The organism is Paenibacillus sp. LHD-38 (assembly GCF_031157315.1).
GTDB lineage: Bacteria > Bacillota > Bacilli > Paenibacillales > Paenibacillaceae > Pristimantibacillus.
Window position 1 is genome coordinate 50,011 of record NZ_JAVIFU010000003.1, and the last position, 26,135, is coordinate 76,145.

Below are 26,135 nucleotides of genomic sequence, written 5' to 3' on the forward strand. Positions count from 1 at the left end.
TAGGCATATGCTGATTTATCTGAATACGAGGAGTAGTTATACATGTATCCTTATCAACAAGATTGGGTGAGATGGACTTATCCGCATCCCAATATGAATGTTTACCCTGCTTTCGCCAGGTGGACACCTAGACCAAGCGATCAGCTACTTACGTTTGTTCTTATTCACGGCGCATGGGCGGATACAAGCTTCTGGGATGGTATTGCCTATGAATTACGTAAGCTGGGGCATACCGTCTATGTACCGGAATACCCGGGACACGGGGCGGATATGAATAAAAATGTCACTCACGCGATGCTTACAAAATCAATCGCGGACTATATCGTCTCAAGAAATTTACATGATATTGTCCTTGTCGGACACAGCTTCGGCGGAACGCTCGTTCAGAAGGTGGCGGAGCTGGTTCCGGACCGTCTGAAACGACTTGTTTTTTGGAATGCCTTTGTATTAAACGACGGCGAAATGGTAGCAGATGAGTTTCCCCCGGCTGCTCAAGACCTTTTTGCGCAGCTTAGGGAGAGCTCACCGGATGATACCATTATGCTGCCTTTTCCACTCTTCCGTGAGACCTTTGTCAATTTAGCGAGCTTAGGCTTAGCGGAGCAAATCTACGGCCAAATCCGTCCAGAGCCCGCGAAACCATCTTACGAGAGATTAGATCTCAAAAAATTTTACAGCCTTAGCGTTCCGAGGAGCTACATTTACCTAACGGAGGACAATGTGCTGCCACAGTTCAATAGCCAATACGGTTGGCATCCGCATATGTCGAATCGGCTTGGCTTATTCCGGTATATTCAAGGATCGGGCGACCACATGACAACGGCAAAAACGCAGCCTGCCATGCTTGCCCAGAAAATCTATGAAGCCGGAAGAGATTAGACAAGCGTAAACGGCTGTCGCCGACTTCAGTGGCAAAAGCCTATCGTTTCGCGGAGATATATAAGCACATTTATAAGTGAAAACTTATAAATTCTTATATATTGACAAGCGCAAACGGCTGACGCCGTCCTTGGCGGCAAAAGCTCGTTTCGCGGTGAAATATAAGCATAGTATAACTTTTAAATTTATACTTTCTTATATTTTAAAAAAAGGTGAGAAGTCATGGATTGACTTCTCACCTTTTTTTGGTATTCCGCAAGCGATTAAATTAAGGTACGAATTGTTGAACGATACGAATGATTTCCCCATCCTTTACGGTCATATGGTAAGGGAAGCCCTTGATATCGAGGTCATCCTCTGTATTCAATAATTCGATGAATTTATCAACGGAAATGGGCTCGTTCCATACGATATCAGCTTCCGCGACATTGCCTGTGCGATTGTAGATTTGCATGAGAACCTCTGCATTTTCAGCTATCGGAAGTTCATGCAGGTTCTCATCGTCATTTATGATGTAATAGCCGTCCGGCGGTCCGTCAAGCCCGGAATCCCCTTCCCGCTCCAGGAATTTATCTACGGCTTGATCACCCTCGTACCAATCAATCTGATCGATAGACAACAGATAGTGTTGATCCCGTTTCTGTACACTCTCGATATATCCGCTTTCCATATCTGGCGTTGGTTCTACCGGCGTATAATCACGGCCTCCCGTCGGCGCAAAGCTAAAGGCCGTGAGACAAGCTATCGCAACCATTGCGATCATTGCATATTTTTTCATAGCGCTGACGCTCCTTCTGTTTGGTGTATATTCGGTGTATATTCTTATTCGTCTTACATATAGAATATAACGCATTTGGGGTGCAATAAGTTACAGAAAAGCTACAAAAAAAATATTAAAAAAAAGAAAAACCTGCGACGATCGCAGGCATTCGTTTAAATGACAAATAGCTCCATAAATTGCTGGACGGGAGTGTTCTCTAACGCGATCTGATTCCGGCAAAGTTCCAAAATCGCTTGCGATTGCTTTGTTGGAAAACGGCTTTTCAGATTGGCTTCAAATTTACGCTCAAGGAGCGGGATGCCTTCGTCCCTTCTCCTCCGATGACCGATTGGATAAGCTATTTCCACCCTTTCCGATGCCGTGCCGTCTTTGAAAAACAGCTGTACGGCATTAGCGATCGAACGTTTATTTTCATCCAAATAGTCTACCGAGAAGGCTGCTTCTTCGACCGTTACCATTTTTTGGCGCAGCTCATCAATACGGGGATCAAGCGAAGCAGCATCCTCATAATGATCGGCTGTCAAATTTCCATGCAGCAGCCCAATGGCAACCATATACTGCAGACAATGATCACGGTCAGCCGGGTTATGCAGCGGCCCTGTCTTGTCGATAATGCGCAAAGCGGATTTATGCGTAGTCAGTATGATTTTGTCAATTTCAAGATAACGCTCTGCAGCAACGGAATGTAATCGGATGGCAGCTTCAACTGCGGTTTGTCCATGGAACTCAGCAGGGAACGATATTTTAAATAAAATGTTTTCCATCACGTAAGAATCGAAACCGCGCTTAAGAATCAGCGGATTCCCTTTATTGAGCACATCGTAAAATCCCCATTCCGGCGCTGACATCGCGGATGGATACCCCATTTCACCGCGAAGCGCCATAAGCGATAAACGAACGGCTCGGCTCGTCGCATCCCCGGCAGCCCATGATTTCCGCGTACCCGTATTAGGTGAATGCCGATAAGTGCGAAGCGGGTGCCCATCTATCCAAGCATTAGATAAAGCAGAAATAATTTCGGCCTGCGTCCCTCCAAGCAGAGCTGTCACGACTGCCGTCGATGCGATCTTAACCAGAATGACATGGTCAAGCCCATTACGGTTAAAGCTGTTTTCCAGCGCAAGAACACCTTGAATCTCATGAGCCTTTATCATAGCGGTGAACACGTCGCGCATGACTAACGGCGGCTTGCCATCTGCGATATTTATTCTGCTGATATAATCCGCAGCTGCAAGAATGCCTCCTAGATTATCAGACGGGTGCCCCCACTCGGCAGCGAGCCAGGTGTCGTTGTAATCAAGCCAGCGGATGGTACATCCGATATTAAAGGCTGCGGTAACGGGATCCAGCACAAAAGATGTACCGGGTACGCGAGCGCCGTTCGGCACGACGGTGCCTGGAACGATTGGACCGAGCAGCTTCGTGCATTCCGGATATCGAAGGGCCAGCAGGCCGCAGCCAAGCGTGTCGATGAGACAATGACGAGCCGTCTCGTATGCCTCGGGGCTGTTAATCTTATATTCAGAAGCATAAGTAGCGATATCGACTAGCACTTGGTCAGGCGACGGTTTTACGTTTTGGGACGGGACTGACATGGCATTTCCTTCCTCCTTTATCAGGCTCGTTGATCTATGGACAGCCATGGTGACGGTTCTGGTCCGACATAATCTGCATTTGGACGAATGATCCGATTATGTGCCCGCTGCTCGATAAGATGGGCGACCCATCCGCTTATTCGGGAAATGACGAAAACAGGCGTGAAAAGCGAAGTAGGGATTCCCATTAATCGATAGGCAGACGCGCTGTAGAAGTCCAAATTTGGAAACAGCTTTTTCTCCTGCATCATGATTTGTTCTATGCGTTCGGATATGGAATACAAACTCGAATCCTTCGCTTCGTCGGAGAGCTTTTTTGACCACTGCTTGATGATATCCGATCTTGGATCACACACCGAATAGACGCGATGCCCGAAACCCATAATTAACTTTTTGCTCTGCAGCATTTGCAAAATCCCTTTTTCTGCTTCGCTCGGACTATTAAATGCTTCGATGAGCGCCATAGCCGCCTCGTTGGCACCGCCGTGAAGATTTCCCCTTAATGTGCCGATGCCGGTTGTAACCGCCGAGTAAATATCGGATAAGGTTGATCCTGTTACTCTGGCCGCGAAGGTAGAAGCATTGAATTCATGCTCCGCATACAAAATAAGTGAAGCATCCAGTCCTTTTTCATGCAGCTCGTTTGGCGTATGGCCATGCAGGAGCTGGAGAAAATGGCCTGCGATACTGTCATTTTCCGTCTCTGTATCCAGCCTAAGGCCGCTAGTATGGAAGTGATGCCAATATAGCAGCATGGAGGCACTGCTGGCCAGCAGCCGATCGGCAACATGATAATGGTTATGCTCATCGGTCTCGGGCTCTAATGCGCCAAGCGCTGATGCGCCCGTCCGCAATACATCCATCGGATGCGCGGTTCCAGGAAGCTGCTCCAAAATCAAAAGCAAGCCCGCAGGCAGCTTACGAAGTCCTTGCAGTTTTTTCTTGTACTGCTGCAGTTCTGCTAAATTAGGAAGCTTACCGTAGATGAGCAAGTATGCGGTTTCCTCAAAGGTAGCTTTGCTAGCCAGATCCTCGATCGAATAACCGCGATAGGATAGGCCTTTACCCTGCTTGCCAACCGTTGAAATTGAGGTTTGCCCGGCAATAATATCGGCGAGACCGCCTTGTTTCTTAGTCGTCATTGCTGCTTCCCTCCTCCTTGCTGCCATAAAGCTGATCCAGCTTTTTCTCATAGCGGTAATAGTCAAGGAAATCATAGAGCTCTGCTCGTGTTTGCATGCGGCTGATCACGTTTTTTTGTGTACCTTCACCTCTAATCGTCTCATAGACGAGCAGAGCGGCAGCATTCATTGCCCGAAAAGCAGACAAAGGATAAAGTGCCATACTAACGCCCGCTTGCCCCAGCTCTTCAACCGTAAACAGCGGAGTTTGGCCGAACTCGGTAATGTTGGCGAGCACAGGCACCTTGACGGCATCAACAAATGCCCGGTAATCCTCAAGTTTTGTGACCGCCTCCGGAAAAATCATATCGGCTCCGGCCTCTACACATGCACAGGCACGTTCAATTGCTGCAGCTAAGCCTTCTGCTGCCAGTGCATCCGTGCGAGCCATAATGACAAATTGAGAATCCTCTCTTGCATCCGCTGCGGCTTTGATCCGGTCCACCATTTCTCCCTTGCTTACAATCGATTTGCCCGGGCGGTGTCCGCATCTCTTTGCCGATATTTGATCCTCGATATGAACGCCTGCTGCTCCGGCTCGATTCATTTCCTTAATCGTGCGCGAAATTTGAAAGGCGCCGCCAAAGCCTGTATCCGCATCAACGAGCAGCGGCAGCTCCGACACGCTCGTTATTCGTCTTGCCTCCTCAATGCAATCCTGTAGCGATGTTATGCCAAGGTCAGGCAGACCAAAAGATGCATTTGCAACACCTGCCCCTGATAAATATAAAGCTCGGAATCCGACTTTTTCCGCCATCATGGCGGAATAAGCATTTATGGCACCGGCAATCTGCAGCGGCGTTTCCATTTGCAGCGCCTCGCGCAGCCGTTGACCGGGAGTAGCAGTCATTGCACCACCGCCTTTCCTAAATAGAACGGTTATTTAAGCAATTGTCCGCTGATGACAATGCGGTGAATCTCATTCGTTCCCTCATAAATTTGAGTTGCCTTTGCGTCGCGAAACAGCCGCTCCATGTTTGATTCCTTCAGGCACCCCTCCATCCCAAACAGCTCAATCGCTGCATTGGTAACCTTAACTGCTGTGTCTGATGCAAACATTTTCGCTGCCGAGGCTTCCTTCGTACAAGGTAAACCATTTTGACGCAAATAAGCGGCACGGTAAACGAGCATTTTTGCCGCTTCGACTTGAGCGGTCATCTCGGCCAGCCTTATATGCTTGTGCTGCAGCAGTTTAGGCCGCTTGCCCGTTTTTTTGACGCTTGGATATAATCCATCCATTTCTTGAAGAGCAGCCTCCGCGATCCCCAGCGCTTGAGCGCCGATGCCGATCCTTCCGCCGTCAAGCGTTCCTTTCGCAATGGAAAACCCTTTTCCCTCCACCCCCAAACGCTGCGTAACTGGAACCTTAAGCTGATCGAAAATCAATTCACAAGTGTTGGAGCCATGAAGTCCCATCTTCTTTTCTCTTCTTCCAATCTTAAAGCCTGGCGTATCACGCTCAATAATGAATGCGGTAATGCCATGAGATCCTTTTGCGGAATCAGTCACCGCGAAGGTAATATAGGTATTTGCCGCGTCAGCATTCGTAATAAAGAGCTTTGTTCCGTTCAAAATGTAATGCTCCCCGTCATATAATGCTGATGTCCGAATGGCGGCTGCATCCGATCCGGCATTCGGCTCCGTTAAAGCGAATGCGCCTAAGCTTTCGCCGGAAGCAAGCTTTGGGACATATTTCGAAATCTGTTCGGCGCTGCCATATTGTAAAATGGGAAAGGTCCCAACGGAAGTATGAACGGACAAAATAACACCAACTGCCGCACTTATTTTTGACACTTCGTTAATCGCAAGAATGTAGGAGATAAAGTCAGCGCCTGCCCCGTTCCATTGTTTTGGAATAGGAATGCCCATGAATCCTTTCAAGGCCATTTTTGAAATAAGTGAATAAGGGAATTCATCCTGTTGTTCCATATTGCTTACGACTGGAGCAATCTCTTGCTCCGCAAAATGCCGGACCGCTCTCCGCAGCTCTTCTTGTTCCCGCGTATACCGGAGCTCCATCGTCCTACACCCTCTCCGATGCAACTATCGCGCATTTATGAATAACGATAAAACCCGCGTCCGGTCTTCCGTCCCAGCCAACCGGCCTGCACGTACTTGCGAAGAAGCGGGCATGGTCTGTATTTCGAATCACCGAAACCAAGATAAAGTGTCTCCATGATAGCTAAGCAGGTATCGAGCCCAATAAAGTCAGCAAGAGCGATAGGGCCCATCGGGTGGTTCATTCCAAGCTTCATCACCTGATCCACGGCTTCAGGCTCCGCTACCCCTTCATAGACGGTATAAATCGCTTCATTAATCATCGGCATTAGAATGCGGTTAGAGACGAAACCAGGAAAATCCTTTACTTCAACGGGCGTTTTCCCTAGCTTATGAGTGAGGTGTTGTATCTTTTCGAACGTCTCATCCGACGTTTCAAGTCCTCTGATGATTTCTACTAATGGCATGATTGGAACGGGATTCATGAAATGCATCCCGATCACGAATGAGGCTCTATTGGTCGCTGACCCAAGCTCTGTAATGGAGAGTGATGACGTATTGGACGCCAAAATCGTATGTGGCATACAGATTTGATCTAGCTCGGCGAATATCCTCTGTTTCGTTTCCATTCTTTCGGGAGCAGCTTCAATAACAAGCTCAGCTTCCTGCATGCTGTCAAAATCCGTAACGGGAACAATCCGCTCTAATAGCTGCGAGCGCTGCTCATCCGTTGTTTTTCCCTTACTTACAAGGCGGTTAAGCGAGGTGCTAATCATCTTGATACCGCGGTCAACCGTGCTTCTATCGAGATCATAAAGCGTTACCTCCATACCGCTTTGAGCAAGCGTTTGGGCGATTCCGCTGCCCATTTGTCCTGCCCCGATCACTGTTGCTTTTTGTATGGCCATCGTTCTCCCTCCGCTTCAGCCTTCTGCCCGCAAGAGGATCGCATCGCCCTGCGCACCGCCGCTGCAGATCGCGGCAATGCCAAGACCGCCGCCTCGCCGCTTCAATGCTTGAGCTAATGTGAGGACGATCCTTGCACCGCTTGCTCCGATCGGATGCCCTAGGGCAATGGCTCCGCCGTTTATATTGACCTTTTCTTCATCCCATCCGAGTATTTCGCCGCATACCAAAAGAACAGATGCGAATGCTTCGTTTACTTCAAATAAATCGATATCCTTTAGCGCTATGCCCGTTTTCCGCAAAAGCTTCTGAATCGCAAGAGCTGGAGCCTCTGCTAAATGAGGCGCTCGCGTGCCAATCGTGCAGTGGCCGATGATTTTCGCCAGCGGCTCGTAACCGCCGCGAATCGCTTCTTCCTCAGACATGACGATTAGCGCGGCGGCGCCATCGTTAACGCCAGGAGCATTCCCCGCCGTAATGGTTCCGTTTGGACCTTGAATCGGCTTAAGCTGAGCCAGCTTCTTTAGGTTCGTGTCGCTGCGAGGGCATTCGTCAAGCGCAATCCGGGTGTTCGCACGTGTCGAAAACGGTTCGATTTCTTCAACGAAAATCCCTGATTCTGCAGCGGAACATGCTCGATAGTGGCTTCTTAGCGCCCATTCATCCTGTTCCGATCTGCTAAAGCCGTATTCCGCGGCAGCCTGATTGCCGTGCGCCGCCATCATGACGTTGTGGAACGGACATAGGAGACCGTCATGGATCAATAAATCAGTGAATTCCGCATTTCCCAGCTTGGCTCCCCATCTTGCCGCTTGGGTAGCAAAAGGCGCCTGGCTCATGCTTTCCATCCCGCCGGCTGCAATGATGTCCGCATCGCCAGCACGAATCATTTGCTCTGCCATCGTGATGGCACGCATGCCTGAAGCACACACTTTATTAATCGTTTCCGCGTTCGAGCTCCAATCAAGACCTGCACGAATGGCTGCCTGACGCGCCGGGTTTTGCCCGCTGCCGGCTTGCAGCACCATGCCCATGATGACATTATCTACTTGATCGACAGCAATGCCTGCATGCTTAAGTGCGCCTTGAATTACTGCCGCTCCCAATTCGGCGGCCTCCATTTCCTTGAAGCTGCCTCCAAATTTTCCGAACGACGTTCGCTTTCCTCCGACAATGACAGCTTGGCGCATAATGGACCGCCCCCTATTTGTCCAGCAAGTGAGATAAACAATCAAAATCCATTCCGCCAGTCCCCAGCTCCGATTCCAAGCATTTGGCGTCCCGTAAAAAACGCTCCATTCGGTATTCCTGCATATAGCCGTAACCGCCAAACACCTGAATGGCTTCTATGGCTGCAGCAACTGCGCACTCGGCCGAGAATTTACGGGCGATTGCCGCTTCCCTGCCGCATTCTAAGCCAGCGTCCTTGCGCCATGCAGCCTGGTAGGTGAGCAAGCGTGCGGCTTCAAGCCGTGTCCACAAATCTGCAAGCTTAAAAGATATTCCTTGCTGCTTACCGATTAGAAGTCCGAATTGTTTGCGTTCCTTGGCATAGGCCGCAGCCGCTTCATATGCGCCCTGTGCAATGCCGACAGCTTGCGCTGCAGCGCTAATGTGGGCGATATCCGCAAGAGACAACGCCATCGCATGTCCCTGACGATTTACACCCAGCTGGTTTTTCTTCGGAACGGGGCATTGCTCAAGCCTGATTTTCGCGGATGGGAAAGAACGCAGGCCCATTCTCTGAATTTTCTCCTCCATGTGAAGTCCGGGTGCTCCGCTCTCGATTAGATATGCATTCATATCGTTTCTTCGTCTATTCGGTTCGATTTGCGCAAAAACAAGATAACAATCCGCGATGCCAGCCTGCATCACACAAGAATGCGCACCGTTAAGCAGCCAATTTTCGTTGCCGGATTGGGCAGCTATACGGCTGGATATTTTACTCTCCATGTTATTTGGCATGGGCAGCGCGCTGGTCCCCAGCATGGTCCCCATTGCAAGCTCGCCTAAGTAGGCTGCTTTTATGGAGTCATCGCCATAAACGTAAAGCGGCCATGCCGTAAACACCGTATGCGCGGCCAAAGCCGCAGCGGTTGAAGCGCATACACGCGCGAGCTCTTCCACGACAATAGAAAAGGTCAGCCAGTCACTGCCTGCGCCGCCATACCGTTCACTAATCGGAATACCCGTTATACCAAGCTTCCCCATTTGGTCAAAGAGCTTACGATCAAACTGTTCTCTCTCATCCCGTTCCCCCGCAAGGGGAGCAACCTCGCTTTCCGCGAATTCCCTGACGAAAGACCGGGTCATTTCCAGCTCCTCGTTTAAAGAAAACTGCATCTCTCTCCCCCCCTTCATATGGCAAGCATAACAAGTGGACAAAGTTCGACGGTATCCGCGTATAGCGTATTATATGAAAGCAGTCTGTGGAAAAATGACCTCGAAAGCACCTTTATAAAAGCAAAAAAGCCAGCCCGTTTAGGCTGACTATTCCATGAATTAGTTTTTATGTGGTTCGATAAACATAAGGGTCCTTCGGTGTATCTATCGCATGCCAATCCGTAACCTTTAATACGGGTATTGTCTGTTTAAAGGGCTGGTAAAATTCCCATTTGAGCTTGCCGGAAACATGCACCCAGTCATCGTCTTTCATTTGAGTATTTTTCGGAAATTCAACCATCATGCCAAATACGCCGGAATCCGCCACGCAATGAATGAATCCAAAGCGGAAGATGAAATAATGATTGCCGTCTACCTGCTGCCCCTTATAAGCGAAACCGTCGAAACCAATCGTTTTGCCTATAAAAGCGTCTGGAGAATTGTAGATGACCTCCATTCCTTTCAAATAATCCGCATCCGTTAAGGTAACGGCTGGACGGTTTACGAATTCGGCCAGCTCTTTGTTTTTCACCTTGTCGTAATCATCCTTGCGATAGAAAACACTTGAGTCAGGCTTCAAGAACTGATGCGCGCCAGGGTTTTTCTCGATGTTTTCTTCAAAGCTCGGAAAGGAAAAACCTTTGGCTTTGACAAAGCTGGAATCGAGTGCGTAGGCCGGAAGAAAAAGGCCGGTAACGATAGGGACGAATAAAATGAAGTAACAGAAAAAACGTTTTAGCTTGGTATCGTTGCCGTGGGAATGGGCATGTTCATGCAAATGTTCATGCGAATGATGATCATGAACATCCTGATATGCTTGATGCCGATGCTGCCCCTGACATGCAAAGGCATACCCTTATTAATTAATCGTTTTGTAATCGGTACGATTCCACATTCGCAGGAAGGGAAGAAAATACCGATCCCGCAGCCGAATATCGTGGCGAGATAACGATTTCGAGGCATGATTCGCGCAATCCAATGATCTTTTACGAAGGTTTGGATCAAACCGGATATAAGCACACCGACAAGGACAAAGGGAATGGCTTCCATCACCATACTGATAAAGATTGTGTTTAATTGATAAAGGGTCGTCAAGCCTATTCATCTCCACTGCATATACTAAAAAATCATGTTTCCTCCATAAACCAATTAGCTGCTTGTTTACACGCTTTGCTGACTGATAAATCCGCCCGGTTCGTACGTAAGAAGCTTCGTTGCGATTTTATCAATAAAGAAACGATCATGACTCACCGTAACCACCGCACCAGGAAAATGGATTAGTGCCTGCTCCATGACTTGGATGCTTGTCAGATCGAGATGGTTCGTAGGCTCGTCCAATATGATAATCTCAGCGCCAGACAATAAGCATTTCGCCAATGCGACACGCGCTTGCTGGCCTCCGGATAAGCTGCCGATCACTTTCTGCAGATCAGCTTCAGAAAATTGCAGCATGGACAGAAATTTATTAACTTTTTTCCGCGGTGCGTCAAGGCCAAGACCGTATACATTCACGGCATGGCTTACGGTATCCTTCTGATCCAGCTCATCCCACATCCGATTGAAAAAGGCATAGTTTACGCCTTTACTAAAGCGCACCGTTCCCGTATCCGGCTGCTCCTGACCTGTCAGTACTTTAATCAACGTCGACTTTCCGCTGCCGTTAGGTCCAATAATCGCAATGCGGTCTTCATTCTGAATGTCGAAGCTGACGTCTTGAAAAATCATACGGTCTGCATAGCTCTTTCCGATGGCTTCCACCGTACATAAATTGTCTGGGAACCGCAAATTTTCATAGATATCCGTGATCAGCACGTTCACCGGATGCGGCTCTATTCGTTTCTTCATATCCGCAAGCTTACGCGACAGCCGGTCTTTGGATGCTTTTCTTTTGGATCGGTTATCGAGCTCTACCGCTTCCATGAGAAGCAGCTCTTCTTCCCACTCAAATTGCCGATCGAGCTCTTTTTTACGCAGCTTTTTTTTACGAATATAATCCGTATAATTTCCTTCGTATTCTTGAAAATGATAGTTCTCGATTTCTATGGTGCGCGTTACCACCCTGTCAATAAATTGCCGGTCATGCGATACCAGAACCATCGTGCCGGTAAAACGGTTCAGCCACTGTTCTAGCCAAGCGAGTCCGTCTAAATCCAAAAAGTTTGTGGGCTCATCGAGGAGAACCACATCCGGCAGCTCAATGAGCATTTTCGCAAGGGCAGCACGGTTGCGCCATCCGCCTGACAGCTGGTCCACGGGCTGCTCACGCGAATGCTCGTCAAATCCAAGCTTCGTCAAAACCGTATCAATCTCTACCGCTGCATTCCATCCGTCGTGATGCTCCATTTGCTCAAAAAGCTCAGCTTGCCGATCCAATAATTTCTCCATTTCACGTTCATCCGCTGCGATCCCAAGCTTCTCGCCAATCTCATTAATCTCACGTTCGATATTCCAAATATGCTCGTAGCACTGCTCAAGCTCCTGGCGGACAGAACGATTGCCACTCAGCTCAGAAAATTGGGAAAAATAACTCACCTTAACTTTAGGGTCAACCTCTACCTTTCCGGTCGTTGGCTCTTCTCTGCCAAGAATAAGCTTAAATACGGTAGATTTTCCGGCTCCGTTTCTTCCGATGAGACCAATCCGGTCCCCCTTGCTAATACGAAAATAGATATCACGAAAAATAAGAGTATCCTCATATTTTTTCGTTACATTTTCCAATCGAATCACGCTCATGTCTTTCACCTCTGTATATGGTTGTAAACCACTCACGCCCTCTATGTCAAGCTGGACGGAAAAGAGGACTGCTCAGCTCCGGCTTGGGAGCTTATGGCAGTCCTCTCTTTACTAAATATTTAATCGCAAAGGATGAACAGAAACGGTTGAGGTTTTAAAGCCTGGCATTTTACAGTTGGGATCGAGCTCAGGACTGGTCGCCTTGTTCACGTTTTGTATCCCGCCCCAGTGCATCGGTACAAATAAAGTATCTTCTCTTATTTTATCCGTAATTCGGCTTCGCACGCTGAAGCTGCCTCTGCGTGAGGTAACCTCAACCCATTCCCCATCCACAATTCGATGCTTTCTTGCCGTTTTTGGATGGATCTCTAAATAATTTTCAACGTTTCGCGCTGCCAATGAGGGACTTCTGCGCGTTTGGACGCCGGTTAGATAGTGTGAAAGCACCCTTCCGTTCGTCATGGTAAGCGGAAATTCATCATTTGGTGTCTCCTGCGGGAGACGGCTTGCAACCGGCATAAATATAGCTCTTCCATCCGAATGAGCAAAGGCGCGTTCGAACATCATGCCTTGATTCCCGTCTTCTTCCGTAGAGGTACAAGGCCAATATATCCCGCCGTCACGCCGTAAGCGATCGTAAGTAATGCCGTAATAATCAGCTAATCCGCCTCGGCTGGCTAGTCTAAGCTCTTCAAAGATTTGCTCGGCTGTTTCAAATGGGAAATAGGTCTTCTTGCCAAGCCCTTCAGCGATTTGGCATAAAATCTGCCAATCATGTCTGGTTTCACCGGGAGCCTTCAGCGTCGATTCACGTAATAATACGCGTCCTTCCAGGTTGGTTAAGGTTCCATCATTCTCTAGATAAGACGTCACAGGCAAAACGACATCTGCCATTTGAGCGGTCTCCGATATAAACATATCCGCGACGACCAGGAAGTCTAGACCCTTTAGCCCCTCCTCTACCAAATCAGCATTCGGATTCGATACGACAGGGTTAGAACCCATGACAAACAATGACCGGATGGCTTTCTTGTGAACAAGCTCCATCATCTCATAGGCAGAAACACCCTTGCGAGGAAGCTCATCCGGATCAATACCCCATACCTTTGCTACATAGGAACGGTCCTGTTCGTCTTCTATGTTGCGATAACCGGGCAGTTGATCGCTTTTCTGTCCGTGTTCTCTTCCGCCCTGCCCGTTACCTTGGCCGGTAACTGCACCGTAGCCGCAGCCTGGCTTGCCGATTTTTCCGGTAGCGAGTACCATATTTAAGAAGTTTCGAACCGCAACATGACCGTCCGTCTGCTGCTCAACGCCCCTAGCTGTGAAAATAATTCCGGTTTCCGCCTGTCCGTAGGCTTTGGCGGCATTTCGAATGGCTGCTTCATCTAAGCCTGTCAATGCTGCTACTTCATCCAAAGCAATCGTAGATAGATGTGTGACTAATTCGGCGAAACCATTCGTTCTTTGGGAGATGAAGGCTTCATCTATCAGCTTCTCGTCCAAGAGTACCTTAAGCATGCCATTCGCTAACGCAGCATCGGTGCCCGGCTTGATTTGCAAATGGATATCCGCAATTGCAGCCGTCGCTGTGACACGCGGATCAATCACAATGATAATCGCGCCGTTTTCCTTCGCTTTCGTGAAATAAGGCATTAGCGTTGGCTGGCATTCAGCGATATTCGTTCCAGCCAAAATAATGCAGCGTGCTAGCGGTATGTCAGCCAGCCGACAAGTCAGTCCGCGATCAATCCCAAATGTTTTGTTGCCCGCGGATGCAGCGGCGGACATGCAAAACCTGCCGTTATAATCAACATATTTGGTCTTCAGAGCTACTCTGGCAAACTTGCCAAGTAAGTAAGCGGACTCGTTCGTTAAGGAACCGCCGCCATAGACGCCAATCGAGTCGGGACCATACTCATTGCTGTTGGCCTGAAAATTATTAATAATGGCTGTTAAAGCTTCCTCCCAAGAGGATGGCACTAGCTGTCCGTTTTTCTTGACTAGCGGCTGCAGAAGCCGATCCTTGCTTGTCGCATGCTGATGTGCGTTCATCCCTTTTACGCATAGGCGACCCTCTGATGCGGCATTCGGCATACCTTCAATGGAATATGAATATCGACGGGAGCCCGGTATTGGCAGCTCCTTGGTTACTCGCATCTTGCATTGTACACTGCAAAATGGGCATTGCGTTTCCGTTACGAAGCCAGAAAGATTGTTCTCTTGCGCATCTAGCAATTGCCGCATATCCCTTCACCGAGCCTTTCCGCGTTTTTTAGCCTAGCTACTGAAGCCTCTGTCCGCTCTACAAGCTCAAGGCGATAATCAGCATCGAATACCATTTCTCTAATTTCCACGATTCCCTCTCGTTCTATCCATTTCCACAACGGTTCACCATAATCTGCTCTTTCCCTGTACAGCTGCAAGCATGAGACAGAGAGTGCCAAAGCGAGCATATCGGAATCGGCGATTCCGATGAGCTGACCTTGCTTAACCGGGTGCTCCGCATGGCCGCCGATGTAAATTTCCCAGCCCGCCGGAGCACCGGTAATCCCAAGGTCATGAACAAGCACACCTGCCGGATTATGCATGCCTGAAGTGATTGCTGCTTTCACTGATGAGGGATACTGAAGACCATTACAACGTTGCTCTAAATCAGCTCCAATTGAACGTGAGTCATACTCCGAAGTAATATCGTGAATGAGGCTGGAGCTAACACCAACCGATAGACTATTTTGCATGATAAGAGAAGTACTTTGAAAATCCTCCTGTTCATGGGATGGATGATAAAGTGCCGAATAATAGCGGATTGCAGATGAACAAACCGAGCAGCCCGAAACGCGATTCCAGCCTAAGTCTGTCTTTAAGTTGGCAAGATTCGATATGGAACGTTCGGAAATAGCTGTTTTTAAAGCTGCATGACTAACTTCAGTGCAGCTGCAGATCGGTTCAGCCGCTGCTGCCATACCTTCTTTTCCATGCTTCAGCGCATATTGTACAATAGCCGCTACCATCGGACGGCAGCCGCCGCAGGAGCTGGATGCCTTGGTGCAATCTCTTACCTGTTCTGTCGTTTGCATGCCATCCTCAATCACGGCACACATAATCGCAGCTTTGCTAACGGCGTTACATGCACAGACCGTCTCGCGATCCGGCATGTTAGCGGCAAGCTCCTCATTTAAATCACTGCCGTTTGCATTCGCAGGCGAAGTTAGTTCGCTTATTGACGCTCTCTTTTTCACTAAATTAAGCAGCGTTGTTCCTTCGGAAGAATCACCGAACAAAATGGCGCCTCGTATTGTTCCTTCTTTCATGGTGACCTTCTTGTAGGTGCCACGGATTCCGTCGAAAAGCTGGATGGCCGTTTCGGCGGAATCTGAATTGATATCACCTACGGAAAAAACGTCAACGCCCGAAACCTTAAGCTGAGCATAGGGGACTGAACCCTTATAGGGCTCTGATTCCACCCCGCATAGGAGGCTGGCCAGCACCTTGCCTTGTTCATAAAGCGGTGCAACAAGACCGTAAGCAACCCCGCGATGCTCCGCGCATTCGCCAACAGCGTATACATTAGGCACACTTGTTCTCATATAGTCATCTACCATGATAGCCCGGTTCGTATCAATGCCGCTCTTCTTGGCAAGATCAATGTTCGGTCTAATGCCTACGGAAATTACGATCAAATCAGCTTCTAATGAGCTGCCGTTCGTGAACCGAATGCCTTTGGCGCGATTCAAGCCCGTTATGCTTTCGGTTTCCTTGCTAAGCCAAAAACGCATGCCCTGCTCTTCCAGTTCCTTGCGGAGCATGTCAGCTGACATGCGGTCAAGCTGCCTATTCATGAGATAAGGCGCATTATGGATGACGTCGGTTTCCATACCTAGATTAAGCAGCCCTCTTGCTGCTTCGAGACCCAACAAACCACCGCCAATGACAGCAGCTTTTTTGTATTTTTTTGCATATTCCATCATCGTTTTGCAATCGTTAATATTACGGAAAGAAATAACGCCTTGCTTATGAACGCCGGCTATCGGCGGAATGAATGCTGAAGATCCTGTAGCTATAATAAGGCAATCATAATCGGTACGAATGCCGGATAATGTTTTTATATATTGAGAACCGGTATTTATTTGAGCGACTGTCTCCCCCGTGTACAGCCGTATCCCTCTTTCCTCATACCATGACCAATCGTTAATGACGATGCTTTCAATAGAAGAATCCCCTTGTAGGACCTTCGACAACAAAATGCGATTATAATTGGGGTGAGGCTCATTGCCGAAAACCGTAATTTGATATTTATTGGGCGCTAGCTTGATAATTTCTTCTACACATTTAATTCCTGCCATTCCATTTCCGATAACGACTAATTTTTCTCTACTCATCTATGCTCACATCCACTCGCGTGTTTTTACTAGATCGTTAGCGAAACAAAACGAACCTCTTGCCCGGATTCGGCGCCTGCGCCTCCAGCTTGGATAAGCACAAGAGCGTTGGCTCTTGCAAAGGCAGCAACATTGCCGGATTTATCGTTTCGCAAAGGTTCAACCATCCATTCCTTTTCAGCGCGGTATACAAATGCCCTTGCATATCTTGGATATGGTGATGGTTTTTGAATGGAATCGATTAGTTTTCCTTCCAACCATTCAGAACGGTATTCATTTCTCCCTGCCGCCTTCAAAACAACGGGGCGGAGCAATAGCTCGACTCCGGCAAAGCATGCCGACGGATTTCCTGAAAGGCAAACAAGCAGCTTATGACCAAATTGATAGGCTGAGGTTGGCGTACCAGGCCTCATTACTACTTTCGTAAATAAGGCATCACCACCAAGAGACTCCGCTGCAAGCTTTACATAATCATAATCGCCGACCGAAACGCCCCCTGTTGTTACAACGATGTCAGCTTTATCAAGGGCATCTTTTATTGCGGCTTCTAACGTCTTGGGACAATCTGGAATCGGTGAATGCCGAATGACCTCAGCCCCAAGCTCACGAAGTCTTGCGCTCACCATAAAGCTATTCGCATCATAAATCTGTCCGGACTGCAAAGCCTCGCCTGGCAAAGCTAATTCATCACCAATTGGCAAAATGGCAACGACTGGTTTTCGGTAAACCGATACTTCGGTTTGCCCAAATGAAGCCAGCACCGCAATCTCCTTTGCTTTAATTGAAGCCCCCCGGTACAGCACCTTCATGCCTTGCGGCAAATCCTCGCCCTTCTCGGCAATATGCTGTCCTTTCTGATAGGACCGATCAATCTGCACAGATGGAAAATCATGCAGATCTTTACGCGCAACCGCCGTTTCCTGCATCACGATACAATCATAATCGGATGGAACAGGAGCACCCGTAAATATACGAACGGCGTTCATAATACCCGAATCCATGGAAAAGTTTGTCTCTGCTTGCCCAGCACGTACTTCATCTCTTACATGAAGCAATACAGGTTTCTCTCTAGAGGCTCCTGTTGATGCAGAAGCACATATTGCATAACCATCCATTGCTGCGCGCCGGAATGGCGGCAATGAAAACGGACTTTCAAAATCGCATGCAAGCACTCTGGATAATGAATCTTCTAATGATACCGTTTCAGTGATAGGTTCTTTCCTATCACGTGTCATCTTCATGACGGCTATCGATACGGAAGCTGTCAGCGGGTTTAACGCGCTTATGACCGACATATTTATCAACCCCCAGCCAGATGTATGAATGAAAATGGACAGAAAAGACCCTTTCCCATAATTGAGGAAAAGGCATCGTTGCCGTTTGAGTTCGCACGACACTGTGCGTTACTCCTTCTATACTGTTAGATTAGTTGATGACAGCGTTAATGTCAATATATATAACACGGATAAGTGCTAAAATGGACTACGGAAAATTTTATATGTCATATATAGTTACATGTACATTACGTGAACTTATAATTCGAATTGTGATTACAACTTTGTGATCCGATTCATGACAAAGTCGCAGAATGACGTGTAACCGTCGGCAATGAGACCGCATTTCCTTCCTATATAAAGGACGAACTGCGGCTTTTTAGGTTGATTACAGAGAATAAGGGAGAGATTGGGATGGAGAGAAAAGGATTTTGGCAAAGCGGGCATAAACCTATGTTATTCAGTGCATTTTTGTATTTTGACATGAGTTTTATGATTTGGATGTTTTAAAATCAATAAATCGGCTGAGCGAATGCCCCTGGACTCTGAAGCTTCATTATTCTAGGGGTATTTTGTTGTCCTTTAAAAATTGTTTCATTTCTAGTCGTTTTGGATTTTGCAGCAGCTTCGTCATTGCCTCGGTCCAGCGTTCACTGCGTGCTCCTTGTGTTCTTTCCGAATAATAATTGGAAATTTCTTGATCATAGGTATGTAAATATTCCATCAATTGCTCTTTGTCTTGATTGTATCCATCATCATGATAAACGCTCAATAATGGCAATCTTGGCTTTTGATCAGAAAGATTCGCTGGGTATCCCACGCTTAATCCAAATAACGGAATCACTCTTTTGGGCAGTTGAAGAAGCTCGGTAACGGCCTTCAACTGGTTTCTTAATCCTCCAATGTAACAAATGCCTAGGCCCATGGATTCCGCGGCTATTGCCGCATTTTGGGCGGCGAGCGCGGTATCGATAAGCCCAATCATAAACATTTCTGTTGAATTTAACGTCAACTCAATCGTTTCAGGCTTCGCGCCTTCGATCTCGGCCGCTATCTCAAGCCGATGTAAATCTAAGCAGAACACGAAAAAATGTCCGTTTTTTGCAACATAAGCCTGATTTCCTGCAAGCTCGGCGAGCTTATCCTTTTGAAGCTGGTTTTTTATGCCAATGATTGAATAGGCTTGTACGTAACTGGAGGTGGCCGCCGCTTGCGCGCTTTGCACGATAATTTTTATCTGCTCCTCCGTAAGCGGCTTGTCCAAATACGATCGTATGGAACGATGGTTTAATACCATTTTTATAACATCATTCATCGTTTCACTTCCTTGTTCATTGGTTTAATGAAGCAACATATTTAGTATTAGCGAGACGAACCCAATAATAATATTAAACCATCCGAGGAATTTTGAAACTTTACGTTCTTTGTTCATTCCCGCAATTTGAAAGCCTCTAACATCAATGATTAGGATGAGTATTCCGCAAAACATCCAAAGAAGAACAGCATAATTTTGATAACTGATTGTATAGCCCTCGCCAATCATCCCAGCAATACCCCCCATCACTAATCGATTGGTTATTGGGCTTTCATCCCAATTCGCCGCACTTTCATTAACGCCTTTATTTCAAAATTACACTCCTTATATAAATTACGCCATCCTTCATCTGTTTTCACATGCGTATTCCAAAAGTGAGGCTTTTTGGCCCTTACATACTCACCAAAGCCGAATATATCGGAGCCTTTTGCTTGTGTTTTCTTGATGATATCGGAGTAAAACTTCACGGATATTTCCTCCTGTTTTTTTTCGATTGCTCTCAAAGTAGCAGGGTCATTTATTTTAACCTTCTCGCTAATCTTTCCCTCTATATTAAGCTCAACCGAAATTTTTATCGTAAAAAAAGGGACATTGTCCTTAATCCGGACATCAATTTCTGATTTTCGATGGGTAGCATTTGTCATCACCGTTTCGGATGAATCATCCAGCTTAATGAAAACCCGATAGCCCGCGGGATTTACTCCTTTTATGGCTAAATATCCTGCTATTTCAAGGGGCTTAGTTACGCCGACCATTCGATCGCCGACAAAATAAGCGAGACCTTTTATTTCTATATTTTGTTCTTTCTTCATCTCCACATAAGGCAAAAAACCCTCCTGGCCTTTCTTAGACAAATTACTCCAGAATATACCGATATAATCCTTGGGGAACTTGCCCATTCTCATCCCTTCATCTAACGTGGACATCAAATAAAGGGTGGGTACCCGTTCAAGTTTTGGAGCTGCTTTCATGAATTTAAGCGCATTCCCCTGCGAGATCATCAGCCAAGCCATTCTGCGCACCTCCGGATTACGCCGGAAGTAATCATTTACATTTTCCAATCCCCTTTTTGCCATTGCTTCAGAAACGACGATCACACGCAAATGGCCTAAAAAAAGTCTGCTGGAAACCTGCTGCTGCAAATTCATGAACGCATCATCGATGCTATGGCCGACGACATCAATGAACCAAACCGTTTGCTCTGCTGAGCCGCTCGAGCCGCCGCTCTCGCCTGGACCGAGCGGGATTCTGCCTGGAAGAGCGATCTGAACAGCGACTCGCACCATATTGTTTCTTGGGGCTTGAATCGTTCCCTGCAGATGAGAAATCTCATCTTCCTCTTTTTCACCCTCTTCAGGATCAACCATGTCGATGGACACGCCTAAAACAACAGCCCGTTCTTCGATTTCAAGTTGATCCCAGCATCCGGTTAATATCGGTATGAATAGGCATAAGCAGCATAATCCTTTAACTGTTTTGATCCACTTTCTTGTCCTCAACGCGAGCACCTCTCTTCTTGCGAAGGATAGAAACAAACAATAGCAGTCCGGGATAAACTATCGTAATATACAAACCGAAACGACCAACATTCTCAATAATTTCATACATTTGTACAATGTTTTGAGGAAGCATCGCCATAACGAATACAATAGGCAAAATGAAATATGAGAATAGCTTATGGTCACGCAAACGAAACAGTTTGTTGATGGAGTAGATCGTTAAGAAATAGCTTGAGAATAGTGTCGTAAACACTGCAGTTACCCACACCGCTAAAAACGCGGCATCCAAGCGTTCTAATATATTTGCCGGCAAGGAAGTCGCTTTCGCTAATTCCAACGTAGGCCAAAGAAGCTGTTTGATTTCTTCCGCGCCGAACACACCAACCGCTGCAACAACGATGACGAAATATAGCCCACCAGCGATAAGCAATCCCCATATACTAGCCTTCATTGCTTTTTCAGGCTTCTTCATAGCTGGTATGACAGCTGTTAATACGAATGAGCCTTGGAACAAAGCAGCGATAGTCACAATTCCTTTCAGCATTTTCTTTGGTTCGTTTCCCCAGACCGGCAGTAAATTGATCATCTCTGCGTTTTTTAGAGAAAGAGCTACAATGAGCAAAGCAGGTACAAGGAGTAATGGAAAATAAAAAGTATGGATATAAGCAAAGGTCGTGATGTTGTTTCGCGTAGAAATAGCCGCGAGCAGCAGCATGACGATTACCGTAACCTCAACCGGCGTTGATCGAAGGACAGATGTGACGACTACTTCCCCAAATTCTCGAGCCGTCAAGGAGGTCAGAATGGCAAAGAAAGCGATAATGAAGGCACTTCCTATCCACGCCAATCCTTTCCCAATGATGTTCTCGCTATATTGAATCACGGATTGATTAGGAAATCTCATGCCGAGCACAGTAATTAAGAAAAGGCCAACAAAAGCTAGCAATAACCCAAGCAAAGTTACTAAGGGCGCACCAGAATCAGCAGCTTGAACAGCAAAAAGCGGGAGCGCGAGTACACCTACCCCAATTATCGTGCTAACGAGAATGGCGGCTGCTTGGATTACGGTAATCTGACGAGTCTCCATTCGATGCTATCCCCCCTGCTGATTTTTATCATTTTCCGGATCAAGCACATTGGTGTTGAATGATCCAGCTCATTAAAAGATTGTTCATTCACTCTCTGTGAATCCACGGGCTGAAGAAAGGACGGTCTTTTGCTCATCCACCATAACGGGCCTCTAATTAAAAGATCCTTCATACCTTGGAACTCTGCCGGAACTAGCGGGCTGAGATACGGAACGCCAAATGACTTCAGTGACAGCAAATGATTCGCAATAAGGATGAGCCCGATCATTACGCCATAAAGCCCGAAAATGCCAGCCATAATGATCAGCGGAAACCGAAGCAAACGCAAAGCAAGAGCTGCATTATAAGCAGGCGTTGCAAACGACCCAATTGTCGTTAATGCAATGATAACGATCGTAATCGGGCTCGAGAATCCTGCTGCTACCGCTGCTTGGCCGATTACAAGAACACCAACGATAGAAAGCGCGCCGCCAACCTGCTGCGGCAGACGAATAGTCGCTTCTCGCAATATTTCCATGGATATCTCAATAATTAATACCTCTACAACGGCCGGAAAAGGCACACCTGCCCTGCCCCCTGCTACGGCTACCGCAAATTCGGTCGGGATCAGTTCGGGATTGAAGGAAATGATCGACACATAGATGGAGGGAAAGATTAATGAAAACATCAAGGCAATAAGTCTTGCAAAACGAATAGAGCTCATCAATAGAAATCGTTCGGTATAATCCTCTACCGTCTGATAAAACTGGCTGAAAACGGTAGGTACGAGCAAGGCGAGCGGCGAACCGTCTACCAAGATTGATACTCTTCCCTCCAATAAGTTGGCAACAACCTTATCCGGTCGCTCCGTGTACTGAACCTGAGGAAACGGGGAGTAATGATTATCTTCAATAAACTGCTCTAAATAACCAGAGTCCAGTACGCCATCGATTTCAATTTTGGAGAGCCTGTTATTTACTTCTTTAACAAGCTCAGGACTCGTAATCCCCTCCATATAGCAAACAGCAACCTTTGATTTTGTTCGCTGGCCAATTTCCATCGTCTTTACTCGAAAGTCAGGTGATTGCAGCCGATACCGGATTAATGAAATATTGGTACCGATGGGCTCAATAAAGCCTTCGCGGGGTCCTCTAATGACCTGCTCGGTCGCAGGCTGATCGATGGATCGCTTATCAATATTTCTTGTCCCAATCACAAAAGCCTCATCGAGCCCTTCAACGGCTACGACCGTTTCACCTCTTAGAATACTTTCGACTAAAGTGGCAATTTTGCTTTCAAACTTGCTCTCGCTGTGATAAAGGGCATCATTAAGCAATACATCCTTCAAATGTTCGATTTCGATGGTATGTCCTTGAAGATGCGTAGGAATATACATGAGCGGTTTAACGATATCCAGATTAATGGTATTTTGATTAAGCATGTTAGAATAATACATAATGACAGCGGAGTACTTGCCAAATACATGGAATCTTCGTATCGTCAAATCTTCGTTTACTCCCAAAATCTCTAGAATAAATGCGATGGTGTCTTCGATATTTACACTTATCAAGTCATGCTTGTGTTTATCAAGAGTGCCGCTCGGATCTGTAATAATCGGCTTTGCTTTTTTCTTGTTCATACCCCGTATTGGCATTTTCTCACCGACCATTCAAATATAATGACTTATCGTGAATGCATTTCGGAAAATTTACTCATGGGTTATCTTTTACACATCTTTGCAATAATAACCATTGCTGGCGAACTTGATCATCGTATAAATAAAGAAAAAAGCCTTGAAGGGCCATCACTCTGGTCCTTCAAGGCTATAAAATCAGTTTTATACTTCAAGCATTATTTTTCTAACTGACGAACGGTGCCGTTGGCATACCCAACAATGACAACTGAGGCCATTTCAATAAACAAACCGTTGTCTACGATACCTGGAATTTGATTAAGTGTCAGATGAAGTTCTTCAGGCTGAGCAATGCTGCCGAAATGACAATCCGCAATATAATTCCCGTTATCCGTTACAAAGGCTTGATCACCGGCTTTTCTCAATACAGGTTCTGCACCTAGCTTCTGCAGCTTTCTCATCGTCATTTCAAAACCAAACGGAATGATTTCGACCGGTAATGGGAATTGACCCAACTCCAAGGCCAGCTTGCTCTCATCAACAATAATGATAAGCTGCTTGCTTGCAGCCGCAACGATTTTCTCGCGAAGCAATGCCCCGCCCCCGCCTTTTATTAGATTCCAATGGGTATCAACTTCATCAGCGCCATCAATCGTAACATCAATCTCATCGATTTCCGCAAAAGGAAGCAGCGTGATCCCTAGCTCTTTGGCGAGATCCTCCGATTGCTTGGAAGTAGCGATCGCCTTGATCGAAAGTCCTTCCTTCACTCTCTGTCCGATTTTTTGAATAGCCCAATATGCGGTAGAGCCTGTCCCTAAACCAACAATCATGCCGTCTTTTACATATTCCACTGCTTTTTCAGCAGCTAATTTTTTGGATTCCATTAGAATAACTCCCTTTAGATACTAAATTGTTAAATAATAATGATAATACATTTCATCTCTTTCATAACCGTTCCGTTCATATAAACGTTGTGCTTGCTTATTGTCCATTGCCGTAGAAAGCTCTAAGCCTTTCGCGCCGTTAGCTTTCGCATAGCTCTTAGCATGGTCCAACAGCAGCTGAGCAGCGCCTTGACCTCTATGTTTCTCGAGCACAAACAGATCATTCAATATAAAAGACCTTTTCATCGATACGGAAGAAAATGAAGGATATAGCTGCGTAAAGCCAATTGCTTCGCCCGTTGCTTGATTGACGGCAATAAATAGAATAGACTGCTGATGTTCCAATCGAACGGATAAAAAAGCAGCTGCCCCTTTAAGATCAGACACTTGCTTATAAAATATTCGGTACTGATTAAATAGATCTGCTAATTCAACGATATGGTTATTCGTTGCCCGTATAACTTCGATTTTCAGGGGGAATTCCTCCAATCCTTCATTTCCTAACTTCATGCAGCGTATACATTTATGCTGAACTATTCCGAAATGGTCAAAGACAAATCTTTGCCGTTTGCAGCAATGATCGCTCTCCCGCCTATCGGAAAGGTGAACATGGGTGATGTGTGGCCGAAGTCGAGATCACCGATTACAGGAATATTTGCTAATTCTGCTTTGGAACTGATGATTTTCGCAAGCAGATTTCTGGTCATATTGGATGAGTGCTGGAACCTTCCGATGACTAAGCCTTTGACATCCTCAAATCCTGGCTGATGAATAAGGGATTGCAAATCCCTATCGAATGTAACGGGTTGAGATTCATAGTCATCCTCAATAAATACAATTGCATCCTTAAGGCTCGGCATATAAGAGGTTCCCTGCAGTAAATTCAACGTACACAGATTTCCGCCAATTAGGGTACCTTCTGCTTGTCCTTCATTAATAATATAAGGACCGTTATTGGTTTGGAATGATCTATTTTCTTGATCGAGAAACCATGCATCGTCACTCCAATACTCAGCCGGTTGAATCCTGATAGATTGATTCTCCATTAGCATACGTTTGAAATAATCCACTGTATAATCATTCCCGTATTTTATCGCAAATGTAGAGAAATGTGGTCCCGAATAACTTATTAAGCCTGTTTTCGCGAATACAGCGTTGCTTAAAGCTGTAATGTCGGAATAGCCGCATAGGCGTTTCGGGTTTGAGGCAATGATGGAATAATTAAGGCTTCTGAGCAGCTGGTTGCAGTTATATCCGCCGATTGTCGTGAGAATTCCTTTTACGCTGGAATCCAAAAAAGCTTCATGCAAATCATCGATTCTTGCCTGAATGGATGATGAAAAGAAATCATCTGTTTCCATGCAATTTTTGGCGTATGAAACGGTTAACCCCATAGCTTCCAGCCGTTCTTGCGCTAACCGGATCTGTTCTTCGGCAATTATTGACATGCTTCTTGATGGAGAGATAATACGAATATCATCGCCTGGCTTTAATAAATCGGCTTTCATTTCCTAGCACCTCTTCCTCTAGAATCGAAAATGATAGGGATTCCAAATAGTATAGCAGTCATCCAAAATATTGAATACAAAAAATGTAACCTTCATGTTTTTCCAAGGCCAAAAT

General features: G+C 46.6%; 21 protein-coding genes and 2 pseudogenes. 1 reads left to right on the plus strand and 22 read right to left on the minus strand.

Annotated elements, in window-relative coordinates; translation table 11 throughout:
• Window positions 1-42 precede the first annotated feature (42 nt).
• On the plus strand, window positions 43-879 hold the full coding sequence (locus RCO25_RS03630) for an alpha/beta hydrolase (protein ID WP_308994778.1): 837 nt from the start codon (window positions 43-45) through the stop codon (window positions 877-879).
• A 268-nt stretch (window positions 880-1,147) separates the two neighbouring features.
• Here the strand turns inward: RCO25_RS03630 and RCO25_RS03635 are convergent, their stop codons facing one another.
• The 22 genes and pseudogenes from RCO25_RS03635 to RCO25_RS03735 form a co-directional block, all read right to left on the minus strand.
• Window positions 1,148-1,657: a hypothetical protein gene (locus RCO25_RS03635; protein ID WP_308994779.1), complete on the minus strand. Its 510-nt coding sequence runs from the start codon at window positions 1,655-1,657 to the stop codon at window positions 1,148-1,150.
• 155 nt (window positions 1,658-1,812) lie between these two features.
• Window positions 1,813-3,255, minus strand: coding sequence for a bifunctional 2-methylcitrate dehydratase/aconitate hydratase (locus RCO25_RS03640; protein WP_308994780.1), 1,443 nt, complete (start codon window positions 3,253-3,255; stop codon window positions 1,813-1,815).
• Between the two features lie 20 nt (window positions 3,256-3,275).
• Window positions 3,276-4,397, minus strand: coding sequence for a bifunctional 2-methylcitrate synthase/citrate synthase (gene prpC, locus RCO25_RS03645; RefSeq protein WP_308994781.1), 1,122 nt, complete (start codon window positions 4,395-4,397; stop codon window positions 3,276-3,278).
• Window positions 4,387-5,286, minus strand: coding sequence for a methylisocitrate lyase (gene prpB / locus RCO25_RS03650; protein WP_308994782.1), 900 nt, complete (start codon window positions 5,284-5,286; stop codon window positions 4,387-4,389). Before prpB ends, prpC begins: the two co-directional genes overlap by 11 nt.
• Before the next feature lie 29 nt (window positions 5,287-5,315).
• Window positions 5,316-6,455, minus strand: coding sequence for an acyl-CoA dehydrogenase family protein (locus RCO25_RS03655; RefSeq protein WP_308994783.1), 1,140 nt, complete (start codon window positions 6,453-6,455; stop codon window positions 5,316-5,318).
• Window positions 6,456-6,490: 35 nt separating this feature from the next.
• Complete coding sequence (locus RCO25_RS03660; RefSeq protein WP_308994784.1) at window positions 6,491-7,342, minus strand: 3-hydroxybutyryl-CoA dehydrogenase; 852 nt, start codon at window positions 7,340-7,342, stop codon at window positions 6,491-6,493.
• 15 nt (window positions 7,343-7,357) lie between these two features.
• A complete protein-coding gene (locus RCO25_RS03665) occupies window positions 7,358-8,530 on the minus strand; it encodes an acetyl-CoA C-acetyltransferase (RefSeq protein WP_308994785.1) in 1,173 nt (390 codons plus the stop codon).
• 13 nt (window positions 8,531-8,543) lie between these two features.
• Window positions 8,544-9,683, minus strand: a complete 1,140-nt coding sequence (locus RCO25_RS03670) for an acyl-CoA dehydrogenase family protein (protein WP_308994786.1) — start codon at window positions 9,681-9,683, stop codon at window positions 8,544-8,546.
• Window positions 9,684-9,849: 166 nt separating this feature from the next.
• Window positions 9,850-10,500, minus strand: a complete 651-nt coding sequence (locus RCO25_RS03675) for a TIGR03943 family putative permease subunit (RefSeq protein WP_308994787.1) — start codon at window positions 10,498-10,500, stop codon at window positions 9,850-9,852.
• Between the two features lie 62 nt (window positions 10,501-10,562).
• Window positions 10,563-10,823, minus strand: a pseudogene (locus RCO25_RS03680) (permease); the annotation flags it as partial.
• 60 nt (window positions 10,824-10,883) lie between these two features.
• Window positions 10,884-12,455, minus strand: coding sequence for an ABC-F family ATP-binding cassette domain-containing protein (locus RCO25_RS03685; RefSeq protein ID WP_308994788.1), 1,572 nt, complete (start codon window positions 12,453-12,455; stop codon window positions 10,884-10,886).
• Between the two features lie 111 nt (window positions 12,456-12,566).
• Window positions 12,567-14,702, minus strand: coding sequence for an assimilatory nitrate reductase catalytic subunit NasC (gene nasC, locus RCO25_RS03690; RefSeq protein ID WP_308994789.1), 2,136 nt, complete (start codon window positions 14,700-14,702; stop codon window positions 12,567-12,569).
• Window positions 14,687-16,837 (minus strand): nitrite reductase large subunit NirB, encoded by a 2,151-nt coding sequence (nirB, locus tag RCO25_RS03695; RefSeq protein WP_308994790.1) that lies wholly within the window; start codon window positions 16,835-16,837, stop codon window positions 14,687-14,689. Before nirB ends, nasC begins: the two co-directional genes overlap by 16 nt.
• Window positions 16,838-16,866: 29 nt before the next feature.
• Window positions 16,867-18,132 (minus strand): molybdopterin molybdotransferase MoeA, encoded by a 1,266-nt coding sequence (locus RCO25_RS03700; protein ID WP_308994791.1) that lies wholly within the window; start codon window positions 18,130-18,132, stop codon window positions 16,867-16,869.
• Window positions 18,133-18,667: 535 nt separating this feature from the next.
• A complete protein-coding gene (nfsA, locus tag RCO25_RS03705) occupies window positions 18,668-19,426 on the minus strand; it encodes an oxygen-insensitive NADPH nitroreductase (RefSeq protein ID WP_308994792.1) in 759 nt (252 codons plus the stop codon).
• Window positions 19,427-19,450: 24 nt separating this feature from the next.
• Window positions 19,451-19,672 carry a CLC_0170 family protein gene (locus RCO25_RS34755; protein WP_374992051.1) on the minus strand — a complete coding sequence of 74 codons (222 nt, stop codon included), beginning with the start codon at window positions 19,670-19,672 and terminating at the stop codon, window positions 19,451-19,453.
• A 14-nt stretch (window positions 19,673-19,686) separates the two neighbouring features.
• Window positions 19,687-20,925, minus strand: coding sequence for a Ger(x)C family spore germination protein (locus RCO25_RS03710; RefSeq protein ID WP_308994793.1), 1,239 nt, complete (start codon window positions 20,923-20,925; stop codon window positions 19,687-19,689).
• Window positions 20,894-22,012: a GerAB/ArcD/ProY family transporter gene (locus tag RCO25_RS03715; RefSeq protein ID WP_308994794.1), complete on the minus strand. Its 1,119-nt coding sequence runs from the start codon at window positions 22,010-22,012 to the stop codon at window positions 20,894-20,896. The genes RCO25_RS03710 and RCO25_RS03715 overlap by 32 nt, the downstream gene beginning before the upstream one ends.
• A 6-nt stretch (window positions 22,013-22,018) precedes the next feature.
• Window positions 22,019-23,646, minus strand: a pseudogene (locus RCO25_RS03720) (spore germination protein).
• Window positions 23,647-23,843: 197 nt separating this feature from the next.
• On the minus strand, window positions 23,844-24,512 hold the full coding sequence (gene rpiA, locus RCO25_RS03725; RefSeq protein ID WP_308994796.1) for a ribose-5-phosphate isomerase RpiA: 669 nt from the start codon (window positions 24,510-24,512) through the stop codon (window positions 23,844-23,846).
• 21 nt (window positions 24,513-24,533) lie between these two features.
• Entirely contained in the window at window positions 24,534-24,980 is a 447-nt protein-coding gene (locus RCO25_RS03730; RefSeq protein WP_308994959.1) for a GNAT family N-acetyltransferase, read from the minus strand.
• 65 nt (window positions 24,981-25,045) lie between these two features.
• Entirely contained in the window at window positions 25,046-26,020 is a 975-nt protein-coding gene (locus RCO25_RS03735) for a S66 family peptidase (protein WP_308994797.1), read from the minus strand.
• Window positions 26,021-26,135 lie beyond the last annotated feature (115 nt).